Source organism: Xanthomonas sp. CFBP 8152 (genome assembly GCF_014199025.1).
GTDB lineage: Bacteria > Pseudomonadota > Gammaproteobacteria > Xanthomonadales > Xanthomonadaceae > Xanthomonas > Xanthomonas arboricola_B.
This window is the reverse complement of record NZ_JACHNO010000002.1, coordinates 831,305-845,099: the sequence shown is the minus strand read 5'-3', so window position 1 is coordinate 845,099 and position 13,795 is coordinate 831,305. Positions and strand designations below refer to the sequence as shown.

Annotated in this window: 13 protein-coding genes; 2 read left to right on the top strand and 11 right to left on the bottom strand. The window is 66.1% G+C overall.

Features of this window, described 5'->3' with window-relative positions; translation table 11 throughout:
* Positions 1 to 243 precede the first annotated feature (243 nt).
* Positions 244 to 813: a hypothetical protein gene (locus FHT09_RS11280; RefSeq protein ID WP_104606954.1), complete on the bottom strand. Its 570-nt coding sequence runs from the start codon at positions 811 to 813 to the stop codon at positions 244 to 246.
* Positions 814 to 977: 164 nt separating this feature from the next.
* Here FHT09_RS11280 and FHT09_RS11275 point away from each other — a divergent pair, with 164 nt between their 5' ends.
* Positions 978 to 1,595, top strand: a complete 618-nt coding sequence (locus FHT09_RS11275; RefSeq protein ID WP_181141401.1) for a lectin — start codon at positions 978 to 980, stop codon at positions 1,593 to 1,595.
* A gap of 164 nt (positions 1,596 to 1,759) precedes the next feature.
* Here FHT09_RS11275 and FHT09_RS11270 read toward each other — a convergent pair whose 3' ends face one another.
* The 6 genes from FHT09_RS11270 to FHT09_RS11245 are packed head-to-tail and all read right to left on the bottom strand — an operon-like array spanning position 1,760 to position 7,709.
* Positions 1,760 to 2,185, bottom strand: coding sequence for a Na+/H+ antiporter subunit G (locus FHT09_RS11270; protein WP_104606952.1), 426 nt, complete (start codon positions 2,183 to 2,185; stop codon positions 1,760 to 1,762).
* The gene (locus tag FHT09_RS11265; protein ID WP_104538723.1) at positions 2,182 to 2,466 is read right to left on the bottom strand and encodes a K+/H+ antiporter subunit F; all 285 of its coding nucleotides are present in this window, start codon (positions 2,464 to 2,466) and stop codon (positions 2,182 to 2,184) included. The genes FHT09_RS11270 and FHT09_RS11265 overlap by 4 nt, the downstream gene beginning before the upstream one ends.
* A complete protein-coding gene (locus tag FHT09_RS11260) occupies positions 2,463 to 2,969 on the bottom strand; it encodes a Na+/H+ antiporter subunit E (protein ID WP_047127937.1) in 507 nt (168 codons plus the stop codon). The genes FHT09_RS11265 and FHT09_RS11260 overlap by 4 nt, the downstream gene beginning before the upstream one ends.
* A complete protein-coding gene (locus tag FHT09_RS11255; RefSeq protein WP_104538722.1) occupies positions 2,966 to 4,510 on the bottom strand; it encodes a monovalent cation/H+ antiporter subunit D in 1,545 nt (514 codons plus the stop codon). Before FHT09_RS11255 ends, FHT09_RS11260 begins: the two co-directional genes overlap by 4 nt.
* Complete coding sequence (locus FHT09_RS11250) at positions 4,507 to 4,881, bottom strand: Na+/H+ antiporter subunit C (RefSeq protein ID WP_104538721.1); 375 nt, start codon at positions 4,879 to 4,881, stop codon at positions 4,507 to 4,509. Before FHT09_RS11250 ends, FHT09_RS11255 begins: the two co-directional genes overlap by 4 nt.
* Entirely contained in the window at positions 4,881 to 7,709 is a 2,829-nt protein-coding gene (locus tag FHT09_RS11245) for a monovalent cation/H+ antiporter subunit A (RefSeq protein ID WP_104606290.1), read from the bottom strand. Before FHT09_RS11245 ends, FHT09_RS11250 begins: the two co-directional genes overlap by 1 nt.
* A gap of 166 nt (positions 7,710 to 7,875) precedes the next feature.
* On the opposite strand from FHT09_RS11245, the gene FHT09_RS11240 reads away from it, so the two are divergent.
* Entirely contained in the window at positions 7,876 to 8,778 is a 903-nt protein-coding gene (locus FHT09_RS11240; protein WP_181141328.1) for an NAD-dependent epimerase/dehydratase family protein, read from the top strand.
* 148 nt (positions 8,779 to 8,926) lie between these two features.
* Here FHT09_RS11240 and FHT09_RS11235 read toward each other — a convergent pair whose 3' ends face one another.
* The 4 genes from FHT09_RS11235 to FHT09_RS11220 all read right to left on the bottom strand — a co-directional run bounded on the left by FHT09_RS11235 (position 8,927) and on the right by FHT09_RS11220 (position 13,759).
* Complete coding sequence (locus tag FHT09_RS11235; protein WP_047126206.1) at positions 8,927 to 9,412, bottom strand: Mpo1-like protein; 486 nt, start codon at positions 9,410 to 9,412, stop codon at positions 8,927 to 8,929.
* A gap of 99 nt (positions 9,413 to 9,511) precedes the next feature.
* Entirely contained in the window at positions 9,512 to 11,107 is a 1,596-nt protein-coding gene (locus FHT09_RS11230; protein ID WP_047126205.1) for a M4 family metallopeptidase, read from the bottom strand.
* 422 nt (positions 11,108 to 11,529) lie between these two features.
* On the bottom strand, positions 11,530 to 13,254 hold the full coding sequence (locus FHT09_RS11225) for a peptidoglycan-binding protein (protein ID WP_184416948.1): 1,725 nt from the start codon (positions 13,252 to 13,254) through the stop codon (positions 11,530 to 11,532).
* Between the two features lie 109 nt (positions 13,255 to 13,363).
* Positions 13,364 to 13,759 (bottom strand): hypothetical protein, encoded by a 396-nt coding sequence (locus FHT09_RS11220; protein WP_181126391.1) that lies wholly within the window; start codon positions 13,757 to 13,759, stop codon positions 13,364 to 13,366.
* Positions 13,760 to 13,795 lie beyond the last annotated feature (36 nt).

Here is a 13,795-nt window from a genome sequence, read left to right as displayed (position 1 = left end):
CAACGTCGGTTGCGACTGCCGGATCAGGCCGACGGCACTGCATCAGTTGCAGTTGGCAAACCAAGCCAACCGCATTGCATCAATCGCAGTTGGCGGATCAAGCCAACAGCAATGCATCAGTCGCAGGTGTTGGATCAAGCCAACTGCAACGCATCAGTCACAGGCTGTTGCATCAAGCCAGTTACGCATCAGTTGCAGCTGTTGGATCACGCCACTTACCCCATAGCGGTGTCCGTTGTCCGTTCAAGCCGCCTGCAGCGCATCCGGCAGTAGCTCGCCGATCCGTGCACGTACGCGCTCGGCATAGCTTGCCGAGGTGATCTGCGGCAACGCGCGCAGCGCCTCGGCAACGGCGGCGCCGATGGCGTCCTCGGCGCGTGCGGCCTGCAGCTGCCGATGCAGCGCGGCGGCCACCGGGTCGCGTTGCAGCTGCAGGATGCCGAGCAGGTACAGCCGCGCGTTGGTGGCCGCGCGACGGCGCTGGCGCTGTAGGTCTTCTTCGCTCGGTGGTGCCGCTGGCGGCAGCAACTGGGTGCCAGGCGTGCCTGCCGGTGAGGAGGCAGACGCCGGAGAAGCAGACGCCGGAAAAGCGATTGTCGCTGTCGCACTCCCTGCCTGCGTGCCGAATTCCAGATAGCCCATCGCGCAGAGCGCCTGCACCAACGCGGCGCCGTCGCCGCCCAGCAGCACGGCCAGCGTTGCCAGATCGCGCTGGCCGTCGGCCAGGATCAGCGCCCGTCGCTGCAGCAGGGTGAGTGGACTGCGGTGCGATTGCAACGCGGTGAGGGCGAGCTCGGTCTTGCGTGGGGTCATGGCGGCGGTCCTGCGAGGCGCCCAGCTTGCCCGCCGCCAATGAAGCGCCGATGACATCGGCATGAGGCAACGCATCGCGTTCTGCACACCGTGGCGATGTGGGCTGTGTAGGCTGTGGCGGACCCGTAAGGAATGCATGCATGACTACCAGATTGCTTGGTTTGATCGGCGCACTGCTGTTGCTGACCGGCTGCAACCGTGCCGAGGACGCCACCACGGCCGCGCCCGACGCGGCACCTGCGCCGGTGGCAGCCGCCAACGATCAGCCAACCGGCGAGGTTCCGCCAGCCACTGCGCCGGCCGGCACGTTTCCGCCGCACCTGCGCCAGCAGCCGGCTGCGCTCGCGCGCCTGGATGGATACGGCGATCTGCGCCTGGGCATGGACGCAACGCAGGCGCGGGCTGCCTGGGGCGGCGACCTGCGCGGCGAACCGGCGAGCGATGGCGGCTGCTATCTGTTACGGCCGCAGTGGGCCGACGATGCGCGCCGCTTCGGTTTCATGTTCGAAGGCGATCGCCTCGTGCGTTATCAGACCACCGAACCCAAGGAACTCGCACCGGGCGGCGGCACGGTCGGCATGACGCTGGCGCAGCTGCGCGCGCTGTATCCGGCAGGTCTGACCGAACAGCCGCACAAGTACGTCCCCGGCGCGTTCACCCTGCGCATGGCCGATGCGGCCACCGGGTCCGCGTTGGTGTTCGAGACCGATGCCGACGGCAAGGTCGCCAGCTGGCGGGTCGGGCAGCCGCCGCAGGTGGATTATGCGGAAGGCTGCGGTTGATCTGTCACGGCTGGCGCTGCGCTGCCTCGGCGGCAGCGAAAGCGGCACCCGGCAGAGCGCCTTGCACGATCAGGCCGATTAGCGTGTGTGGTGTAGAACAGCGCGCGCGTAGAACGACATGTCGAGACCATCCGGGCAGCGGGTCTCGAAGAAATTGCAACACCTCAGTGCGGGCCCTCATCGGGCTCGGCCTGTTGCCTGGCGGTTTCGGCGTTTTCGCCCACATCGCCTTGCGTCTGCCGCGTGGGCAGGCCTTCCTTCTTCGTCTCGCCATGGTTGGGTACTTCCGGGCGGTTTTCCATCATCAGCGACAGCGCGGCCTTGGCCATCAGATGGGCGCTGATCGGTGCGGTGATGAACAGGAACACGGTGATCAGCAACTCGCGCGGTTGCGGATCCACACCCAGGAACAGGTGATAGCCGACCGATGCCAGCAGCACGCAGCCCACGCCCAGCGTGCTGGCCTTGGTCGGCGCATGCAGGCGCTTGAAGAAGTCCGACAGCTTCACCAGGCCGAACGCACCGATCAGGATGAAGAAGGTGCCGACCAGCAACAGCGCGCTGAGCAGATACTCGGTCAGCGCGATCATTCGACGATGTCCCGACGCAATACGAACTTGCTCAGCACCACGGTGCTGCCGAAGCCCAGCATCGCGATCACCAGCGCGGCCTCGAAGTAGATCGGCGAATCCAGGTACATGCCCAGCAGCATCAGCTCGGCGATGGCGGTGATGGACAGGGTGTCCAGCGCCAGGATGCGATCGGGCACGCTCGGGCCGCGCAGCAGGCGCCACAGCGCCATCAGCATGGCCAGGCCCACCGCGTGCATGCAGAGGACGATGGTCGATTCAATGAACATGTGGCCGGTCATGGAAAGATCTCCATCAGGGGCTTCTCGTAGCGGGTCTTGATCTCGGCGATCAAGGCGTCCGGATCGTCCAGGTGCAGCACGTGCACCAGCAGATATTTGCGGTCGTCCGAGAGCGCCGCCGACACCGTGCCGGGGGTGAGCGTGATCATGCTGGTCAGCGCGGCAATGCCGTGGATGTTGGCGATGTCCAGCGGCACCCAGATGAAGCCGGGGTGGATGCGCGACTCCGGGCCGAGCACCTGGCCAGCCACCTTGATGTTGGAGCGCACGATGTCGCCGGCGGCCACCAGCAACATGCGCGGCACCGAACGCAGCGAACCGATGCGGGCGAACTCGCGGTCCAGGCGCGCCGCAAAGATCGGCACCACCCAGCCCAGCAACAAGCCCAGTACCCATTGTTGCGGCCCGAAGCTGTCGCTGAGCAACAGCCAGAAAATGAAGACCGTCACGCTCAGCGACGGCGAGGGCAGCAGCCGGCTGCGCAGCGGCAAGCGCGTGCTCATGGCTGCCTCCGTTGCGGCGTGGTGGCGCGTACCTGCTCGACGTAGGCGCCGGGATCGCGCAGCTGCACGCCGGCCGCGTCGGTGTAGCGCATCAACGGGCCGGCACCGGCCGTCATCGCCACCAGCCCGCCCAGCAACAGCAGCGTGGCGGCAGTCTCCACCGGGCGCATGCGCGCACGCCGTTGCGGCTGCAGCTCGGGGACGTCCTGCACTGCTTCGGGCACGCGCCAGAACAGGCGCACGCCGGCACGGGTCAGGCCGATCACCACCAGCAGGCTGCTGCCCAGGATGGCGAACCACACCGGCCCGACCAGGCCCTCGGGCACGTGCTGCAGCAACGCGGCCTTGGCCAGGAAGCCGGACAACGGCGGCAGCCCGGCGACCGCCACCGCGGCGACCATGAACATCGCGCCGGGGATCCCACGCCGCGGCAGCGGCGCGACCACTTCCTTGCGGTCGCTGGCGCTGCCGCGGCGACGCCGGATCAGGTCCGACACCATGAACAACGCCGCGGCCACGAAGCTGCTGTGCGGCAGGTAGTACAGCCCCGCACCCAATGCGCCGGCATCGTCCAGCGAAAAGGCGATGAACAACGTCGCCGCCGAGAACACCACCAGATACGACACCATCACCCGCAGCCGCGATGCGGCCATCACCCCGAAGGCGGCCATCAGCAGCGTGGCGATGCCCAGCCACAGCAATGCGTGGCGGCCGAAGCCCTGCAGCGCGCCGGCACCGGCGCCGAACCACAGCGCCGACACCCGCAGCGTCGCGTACAGCCCGACCTTGGTCATGATCGCAAACAACGCCGCCACCGCCGCCGGTGCGCGCGAATAGGTCTCCGGCAACCACAGGTACAGCGGCAGCAACGCGGCCTTGCTGCAGAACACCAGCAGCAACAGGCCCAGGCTGGCCTTGGCCAGCGGCAGGTCCTGCGCCGGCAGCGCGGCGATACGTTGCGACAGCTCGGCCATGTTCAAGGTGCCGAACACGCCGAACAGCAGGCCCAGCGCGATCAGGAACAGGGTCGACGCGCATACGTTGAACACCACGTAATGCAGGCCCACACGCATCTGCAGCCCGCGCCCGCCGCTGAGCAGCAGGCCATAGGAGGCGATCAGCATCACTTCGAAGAACACGAACAGGTTGAAGATGTCGCCGGTCAGGAATGCGCCGTTCAAGCCCATCAGCTGGAACTGGAACAGGGCATGGAAATGCGGCGCGCGCCGGTCCCAGCCGGCGCAGGCATGCAGCAGGCAGGCCGCGCCCAGGATCAATGTGGTCAACAGCATCCATGCCGACAGGCGGTCGCCCATCAGCACGATGCCGATGCGCGCCGGCCAGTCGCCGAGCAGGTACACCAGCACCTGGCCTTCGGCGGCGCGCGCCAACAAGGCGATGACCGACACGGCCAGCAGGGCCATGCTGGCCCATGCCACCGTGCGCTGCACCCGCGGCCCATAGCGCCGATGTTCGACGAACAGCGACGCCGACGCGCCCAGCATCGGGATCAGGATCGGCAGGATCAGCAGATGGCTCATCGCCGGGCCTCGCGCGTGTCCACGCCGGTGGTGGCGTCTTCATGCGCATCCACATGATCGCTGCCGTTGTCGCTGCGGCTGCGGATCGCCAGCACCAGGCTCACCGCGGTCATCGCGAAGGCGATCACGATCGCGGTCAGCACCAGCGCCTGCGGCAACGGGTCGGTGTAGTGCAGCAGGTCGGCTGGCACGCCCTCGCGCAGCACCGGCGCCTGGCCGCTGCGCAACCGCCCACCGGCGAAGATCAGCAGGTTGGTCGCGTACGACAGGAAGGTCATCCCCAGGATCACGTCGAAGCTGCGCGCGCGCAGCAACAGGTAGATCGCCAATGCGGTGAGGACGCCGATCGCGCTTGCCACTGCCAATTCCATCAATGCTGCTCCGCGGTGCGTGTCGAACGCTGGGTGGGGTCGATCTCGCCGCGCTGCGAGCTGCGCGTGCGCGAGGGTTTGATCGTGCCCATCATCGACAGCATCAACATCGCCGCACCGAACACCACCAGATACACGCCGATGTCGAAGCCCAGCGCGCTGGCCAGCTCCAGATCGCCCAGCAGCGGCAACGGAATCTCCAGATGCCCGCTGCTCAGGAACGGCATGCCGAACACCAGCGCACCGGCGCCACTGACCAGCGCGCACAGCAGGCCGATGCCGATCAGGCGGATGTAGTCGAAGCCGAAGCGCGATTCCACCGACGCGGTGCCCTGGATCACGTACTGCATCAGCAACGGTACCGCCAGCACCAGCCCGGCGATGAAGCCGCCACCGGGTGCGTTATGGCCGCGCAGGAACAGGAACAGGGACACCGTCAGCGTCAGCGGGAACATGATCTGCGCCAGATCGGCCGGCACCGGCAACTTGATCGGCGGGCCGGGCATGCTGCGCTCCGGCGCCATCCGCGAGCGCCGCAGCAGCGCATGCACCACCAGCCCGGCGATCGCGAACACGGTGATCTCGCCGAAGGTATCGAAGCCGCGGAAATCCACCAGGATCACGTTGACCACGTTGCGCCCGTAGGCTTCCGGCAGCGCACGCTGCAGCAGCTCGCCGGCGACCGTGTGGCTGGGCTGGGTCATCAAGGTGTAGGCCAATGCGGCGAGCCCGGCACCACCAACGACGGCGATGCCGGCATCGCGCAGCTTGCGCAGGCGCGCGGGCTCGGGCAACGAGCGCTCGGGCAGGTAATTCATCGCCAGCAGCATCAGCACCAGCGTCACCATCTCCACCAGCAGCTGGGTCAACGCAAGATCCGGCGCCGACAGGAACACGAAGGTCATGCTGACGGCCAGGCCGGTACCACCCAGCACCAGCACTGCGAGCAGGCGCTGCTTGTACAGGAACAGGCTGCCCAGGGCGCAGGCGATCATCAGCAGCCAGATCGTCCAGCCCAGCAGCGGCAGCGGGGTGGGCGCCGGCCAGGCCGGCAATGCGCCGCCCTGCAGGAACGGCACCAGCGCCACCACGACAGCGCTCAGCACCAGCAGCATCAGCATGCGCTGCAGGTTGCCGTTGGTGACCGCATCGGTCATGCGCACGGTGCCGGCGAACAACGCGCGCAGGTTCCAGTTGAACAGCGCCTTGCCGGGCGAGCGGTTCTGGATCGCGTACATGTCCAGCGTGCGGCGCAGCGCCATGTACAACAGGGTGCCGCCCACCATGCCGGCGATGCTCATCGCCAGCGGCCAGTTCCAGCCATGCCACAGCGCCAGGCTGTAGTCGGGCAGGCGCTCGCCAAGGATGGCGGCGGCACCGGCGCGCAGCACCGGCGCGATGGTCCAGGCCGGCACGATGCCCACGGCCACGCAGATCAGCACCAGCACCTCCACCGGAATCCGCATCCAGCGTGGCGGCTCGTGCGGGGTTGTGTCCAGGTCGCGCGGGCCCTGGCCGAAGAAGGTGTCGTGCACGAAGCGCAGGCTGTAGGCCACGCCGAGCAGGCCGGCCAGCAGTGCGGCGATGCCGGCCAACACCCGCATCGTCTGTGGCGCATCGGTTTCCAGCGCCACGGCAAAGAACATTTCCTTGGACAGGAAGCCGTTGAGCAACGGAACGCCGGCCATCGCCAGCGAGGCGGTGATCGCCAGCAGGCTGGTGACCGGCATCAGGCGGCGCAGATTGCCCAGCTTGCGCATGTCGCGCGTGCCGGTCTCGTGGTCGATGATGCCGGCGGCCATGAACAACGAGGCCTTGAACACCGCATGGTTGAGGATGTGGAACACGCCGGCCACCACCGCCATCGGCGTGGACAGGCCGAACAGCATGGTGATCAGGCCCAGATGCGAGATGGTCGAATACGCCAGCACGCCCTTGAGATCGTGCTGGAAGATTGCATGCCATGCGCCGAGCAACAGCGTGATCGCACCGATGCTGGTGACCGTGTAGAAGAACAGATCGGTGCCGGCCAGGGCAGGATGCAGGCGCGCCAGCAGGAACACGCCGGCCTTCACCATCGTGGCCGAATGCAGATATGCCGATACCGGCGTCGGCGCCGCCATCGCGTGCGGCAGCCAGAAGTGGAACGGGAACTGCGCGCTCTTGGTGAAGATGCCCAGCAGTACCAGCCCCAGTGCATACGGATACAGCGCACTGGCGCGAATCAGATCGCCGGCCGCCAGCACCGCATCCAGCTGGAAACTGCCGACGATGCGGCCGATCATCAGGATGCCGCCGAGCAGGGCCAGGCCGCCACCGGCAGTCAGCACGAAGGCCATGCGCGCGCCTTCGCGCGCATCCTTGCGGTGCGACCAGAAGCCGATCAACAGGAACGAGCTGATGCTGGTGAGTTCCCAGAACACCATCAGCAACAGCAGGTTGCCCGACAGCACCATGCCGAGCATCGCACCCATGAACAGCATGAGATACGCGAAGAAGCGCGATGCGCTGTCGCGTGCACTCAGGTAGTAATGCGCATACAGCACCACCAGCGCACCGATGCCCAGCACCAGTAATGCGAACATCCACGCCAGGCCATCGAGCCGCAACGAGAACATCAAGCCGATCTGCGGCAACCACGCGTACTGGCTGCCGATCACCTCGCCGCGCAGCACGGCCGGTGTGAGCGTTGCCAGGATGACCAGCCCGCCCAACGGCGCGGCCGCAGCCAACCACGCAGTGATCGAACGGGCGGTGCGCCAGAGCAGCGCAGTGGCGGCGGCCATCACAAATGGCAGCGCAAGCAGGATTTCCAGCGAGAAAGGCATGCAGGGAACACAAGATTCGCGAGCAGGCCAGAGAGCTTAACAAACCGTTGACTGACGTCCGCGTCAACGCCGTGGCTGCGCGCATGCGCGAATCGCCGCCGGCTTGGCGTCGCGCCACTGCGTGTCACTCGCTATGCTGGGGTCACCCAGACTGCATCCGAACCCCGTGACCGCTGCCGATCCCGCTCCTTCCACTGCCGTTTCTGCGCCGCGCGCCCTGGTGTTCGGCGGCAGCGGCCAGATCGGCGAACGCCTGCTGACGCGGCTGCTCGGTCGCGGCTGGCAGGTGACGGCATGGTCGCGCCAGCCGCGCGCCGCGCGTTCCGGGCTGATCTGGCGGCAAGGCGATCTGGCCGTGCCGGCTGCCGCGGGCGAGGCATTCGAGGTGATCTTCAGCTGCGGTCCGCTGGACCATTTCGCACGCTGGTACGCCGAAAATCCGGTGCGGGCTCCGCGCATTGTGGCGTTCGGTTCCACCAGTCTGCAGGTCAAGGAACACTCGATCGACGCGGCCGAGCGCGATGTCGCGCAGCGCCTGGCAAATGCCGAGCAGGCGCTGTTTTCCGCAGCCCAGGCGCGTGGCGCCGCGGCCACGGTGCTGCGCCCGACGCTGGTCTATGGTGCCGGGCGCGACCGCACGCTCACCCAGATCGCCGGGCTGGCGCAGCGCACCGGCGCCTTCGTGCTGCCGGCCAACGCGACCGGGTTGCGCCAGCCGGTGCATGTGGACGATCTGGCCAGCGCCGCGCTGGCGGTGGTCGCCCAGCCGGCGACACAGCAGCGCAGCTATGCCGTGGGCGGTGGCGAAGTGCTGGCCTATACGCAGATGGTGGAGCGCGTGCTGGCGGCGCTGCCGCGACCGGCGCGGCTGTATCAGGTGCCGCCCGGCCTGTTCGGCCTTGCGCTGACCGCTGCGCAGCGGCTGGGGCGCCTGAATGGCATGAATACGGCGGCATTGCAGCGCATGCGCGATGACCTGGTATTCGACCTGGAACCGGCGCGTCGCGACTTCGGTTATGCGCCGCGCGCCTTTCGTCCCCTGCCCGAAGAGCTCGGTATCGGCGAGTGAGGCCCGTCCGGGCCTGTGTGCTTGGAAGACCCGCATGGCGCACGGTCCGCCGCAGGGCGATGCGCCCTGAGTGTCAGCCGCGGCAGCGCGACGCCGCTTTCAAATCATGATCAAGCCGACGATGGCTGCGTTCTGCAGTCGCTCGCGCTCAGTACCGCCAGCCCAACTGACGATAGAGCTTGGCCAATACCCAGATCGGCCCGATCAGCAGATAGGTCAGATCGGTCAGAAAGCTCGGTTTGCGGCCTTCGATCCGGTGACCGACGAACTGCGCGATCCAGGCCAGCACGAACACCGTCAGCGCCGTGGCGAACAGGCCGGTGAGTCCGACTCTGCCTTCGATCAACCGGCACAGGCAGCCGAAGAAAAAGAAGATCCCCAACATGCCCAGCCCGAGCGGACGCGATAGGCGGTTGTAGTACGACCAGGCCGCGAACATCGCCAACGCCGCCCACACGCCGCTGCTGAACCAGGTGCCGCCGACCGGGATGCACCACAGCAGGGCCACCACCGACCACAGGATCGCCGGCACCGCCAGCACGTGGATCTGCTGATTGGTCGTGTTGCGGTGATCGTCGGCGTAGCTGGCGAAATAGCGGTCGATCGGTCGCGCGGTCTTGGTGCGTTCGGTCATGTTCCCTCCCAGGAATGACCCAAGCATACGCGCGCGAATGGCACTGTGGCAGCCGCGCTCCCTGCCACGCACCGTGCGCGTGGCAGGGGCCGGCATGCATCAGTTGACCGATACGGCGCTCCACGCTGCGGCAACCGCGCGGTACTGCGTGGAGGTGCTGCCGTACAGATCGGTGGCCGCGCTCAGCGTCGCCCGGCGTGCGGCCGCATAGTTGGTCGAGGAGGTCATGTAGACCGTCAACGCGCGGTACCAGATGCGGCTCGCCGCCGACCGGCCGATCGCCGTCAACGCCGTGTTGCCGTTGCAGACCAGCCCGGCCGGTGTCACGTTCCAGCTGGTGCCCGATCCGAAGCCGCTTGGCACCACCGCGCCTTCGGCCAGCAGATAGTAGAAATGGTTGGCCACGCCCGAGCTGTAATGCACGTTGAGCGAGCCCAGGCTGCTGCTGTAGCAATCGGGCGAATCGCCATCCAGGCTGGGCTTGAACATGTAGCGCAGGGCCAGCGTCCCGCTGCTGTTGCCCGGGACGATCTTCTCGCCGATCAGGTAATTGCCCGGCTGCGCGCTGTTGTTGGCGGAGTACTCCACCATCGCGCCCATGATGTCGGACGTGGCTTCGTTCAAGCCGCCCGACTCGCCCGAATACACCAGGCGCGCGGTGCGGCTGGTCACGCCATGGGTCATTTCGTGGCCGGCTACGTCCACCGACACCAACGGCGTGAATGTGCTGCCGTCGCCATCGCCGAAGGTCATGCAGAAGCAGCTGTCCTGCCAGAACGCGTTGTTGTAGCGGCTACCGTAATGCACGCGGCTGCGCGCACCGACACCGTCGTTGGCAATGCCGTTGCGCGCATGGGTGGTGCGGAAATAGTCCCAGGTCAACGCCACGCCGTAGTGTGCATCCACCGCTGCGGTCACCGTGTCGCTGTTGGCGCCGCTGCCCCAGGCATTGTCGGCATCGGTGACCAGCGTGCCGTTGCCGGAGGTGCTGTTGCGCATGTTGTAGGTGGCGCCGCTGCCGCGGCCCAGATCGGTCAACTCGTAACCGCTGCTGCAACGCGTGGTTGCCAATGCCACGCTGCCGGCATACAGCGAACGCCCGGTGCCGGCCGCACTGGTGCCACCCGCGCAGGCGGTGTGCACCGTGTCCCAGGATTCGAGAATGCGTTGATTGACTGCGTCGACGATGTAATGCATTTCGGTCGGCGTCTGATCGGGCTTGATGCCGCTGTAGATCACTTCATAGACCAGCCGCGGTGCGCCCTGGCGCGCATACAAGGCCAGGCTTGCGTGCGGCGCGGCATCGGGTGCCAGATCGAACTGCGCACCGGCCGCGCGCACTGCCGTGTCCGCATCGATGCCCGGCACGATGCTCGGGCGCACGCTGGTGTCCATGCTCTGGCTCAGCTGATCCATCACCCCGCGTCGCGAATGCACCACCACATCGCCGCCGATCACCGGCAGGCCCCGATACGTGCGATCGAAGCGCACATGCTCGCTGCCATCGGCATCGACAATGCTGTCGCGCGGCACGAACGCATCGGCCGTTGCACGGTTGGCCAGCGCCGCAGCGCGATTGCCCAACAAGGATTGCGCGCGCGTCACCGCGGCATCCGCGGAAAGATCCGCAGCAGTGGCGATGTTAGAAAACGATAGCGCGCAGCAGATCGCCGCGCCCAGGACATGAACTTGCATGACGACTCTCTCCCAGAAAACGTGCAATGCAAAGATCGGCGGCGATACGCATCACGGCCGATCGCGACTGGCAACAGGTGCCGGCAGATAAACTTGCACAGTCCCTGACAGCACAGTAGTAAAAGTTACAGCTGTGTTGCGTTCTGTGCGCCGCGCCACTTTGCGGTGTGGAGGGCATCGCAGAGCAGCAGGAGTATCGCTGCGTGTGCGACATCGCCAGCGCTTCATGCATGTCGTCCTGTCGCGGTCTGCAGGGTGCACCAACCTCCAGCGACGCACAATCCGCTGGCAACGACAGGCAATCCGCGCAGGCGTGTGCAGTCGGGCGCGGCCGCAGCGCCGCTCTCGGCGCTACTGTCGAGAGCAGACAGGCACAAAAAAACCGGCCACTGGCCGGTTTTTCGTGCTGCGGCGTCGAACCGTCAGCGGCCGCCGATCGCGACCCGCTGCTGCTCATCCTGCGCGCGCTGCTGCGAAGCCTGGCCAGCCAGCAATTGCGCACTGGTCTGCTCCAGCGTGGGAGCCGGCTGGTTCAGATCCACCGCCGCACGGAAGCCCGGCGTGGTGCCCATGACGAATGCCTTGCCATCCTGCACGGTGACCTTCTGCAGCTTGTCTGCCGAATCGATACCGTTCTGCTTGGCCTGCAGGGTGATGTGGGCCGCGGTCTCGTTGGAGATCATGCTGGGCAGCTTGCTGCGGATCGCGTTGTGCAAGGCATGGTCCGGATGCGCGGCATCGTCGAGCGACGGGGCCTTGGGCGCAGCGGCCGGCGCCTGTCCTGCCTGTGCCTGGGCCGGTTGTGCGGACAACGCGGCCTGCGTGTTGCGCCCCACCACGCCATCGGGCTGCAGCCCGTGCTGCTTCTGGAACGCAATCACCGCCTCACGCGTGTTGTCGCCAAAGCGGCCATCCTCGGCAAGCCGGTTGCCCTGCGCATCGCGCACGCCGAGACGGTTGAGGTCCTGCTGCAGCTTGCCGACATCGCCGCCTTGCTCGCCATGCCGCAGCGTGTCGTTGCCGGCCGCTGTCGCCGGCTGGGAGTGGCGCGCGCCGGACTCCTGCTGATGGCCCTGATTCCAGAACGTCTCCGGACTGGTCAGCTTGCCGTTGGCATCGCGCAGCTGGTAATGCACATGCTGCGCGTACTGGCTGTTACCGTTCGGGCCGCGTCCGCCCATCGTGCCGATGGCATCGCCGGCGGACAGTGTCTGACCCTCTTTCACCTTGAGTGCGTCCAGATGCAGGATCTCGTGCGAGTTGCCCTGTGCATCGCGAATCTTGACAGTGCCGTAGTTGCCGCCGGCGAAGGTGACGGTTCCGGCGACCGGCGAATGCACCGTCGGGTGCTGCATGTTGCGGCCTGTCTGGCCACCCTGGTAGTTGAAGTCGGTACCGCCGTGCGGCCCGTGGCTGCCGCGGTGCTCGCCGTAATGACCGGTGATATGCGGATCGGTACTGCCTTGACCGGGCAGCATGCGTTCCATCGTTTGCTGGAAATTGCTGCGAGCGCCATGGCTGGGTTCGGCCGGGTGCATCGCTGGTGCCGGCCGGTCCACGGCATTGCCCTGCGTCTGGGAAAGACGCTGTTCGACAAACTGGGTGTAGTTGTCCAGATGAGGGGCAATCTCGCGCCGCGATAGCGCAAGGCCGCCATAATCCTTGCTGGGGCCATCGTGGTGATATTTGTAGATGTAGTCCTCGCCCTCACCGCGGCTGCGCGCAAGATCACGGTTATCGATGAAATGTTGCACCAATGCCTGCGACTGCGTTTGCACGTCGAAGCGGTTGGATGCGTTGACGCCGTAATGCGTGCCGGTGCGGTCGATGAACTGACCCAGGCCCGAGGCAGACGTCGTGCCCGCAGCAGCATCAGGATTGAAGCCTGATTCAACTCGGGCGATGGCAAGGACGTAAGCGGTCTCGCGCGATGAAAGGCCGGCATCCCGCGAGGCGTCGATAAGACTGTCGATTACCCGTGATTGGGTTTGTGGACTGGCATCGCCCCAGCGACGCGATTCGCCATGCAATCGGCCATCTCCGCTGTCGATGGGCTCGCGATAATGGCTCCAGGGCTTGATTCGGTCACTGCTGTATGCAGCGCCGCGTGGCTGAAGTATTTCGGTATAGATCGTGGTGTCGGTCATGTCGTGCGTTCCTTTCTATGAGACAGATTCTTCCTTGTAACGGGTGCTGCTCCATGTACTGCGTACTGCGTTGGCCATGCACCGCCATCGGTGCACGGGCATCCTTTGCTCAGGGTTGGAAAGGCACCAGTTCCGGGTGCTTCAGTCCCAACTCTTCGAGTTTGTGTTCGTACTCATCGTTATTCGGGCTCTGCTGGCCGTCCTGCGTATGCAGCGGTGGTGTTGCGTGATTCAGCAACTGACCCTTGATGTCATACAGGAAGAACCATTCGCAAAATTCGCAGCCGTAAGGAAGCTCGCCGTACTGAACGACAAAATACGTGCTTCCTTTTGCGTCTTCCGCGCAACCCAGGCCCACTGCGGTGTAGTCCGCCATCTCTGGAGGCGCTGCCACTTCCTGGCGCTGGCCATCACGCTCCATTTTCAGGTGGGTTTTGGTGGAGCCGCCGCTCCCGGATGGCAACGCGCTCAGGTGCAGGCGCACGCCGGAGCATTCCTTGATCATGTCGTTCCGTCCTTGTGTATCTGCTTCTGTCGAAGC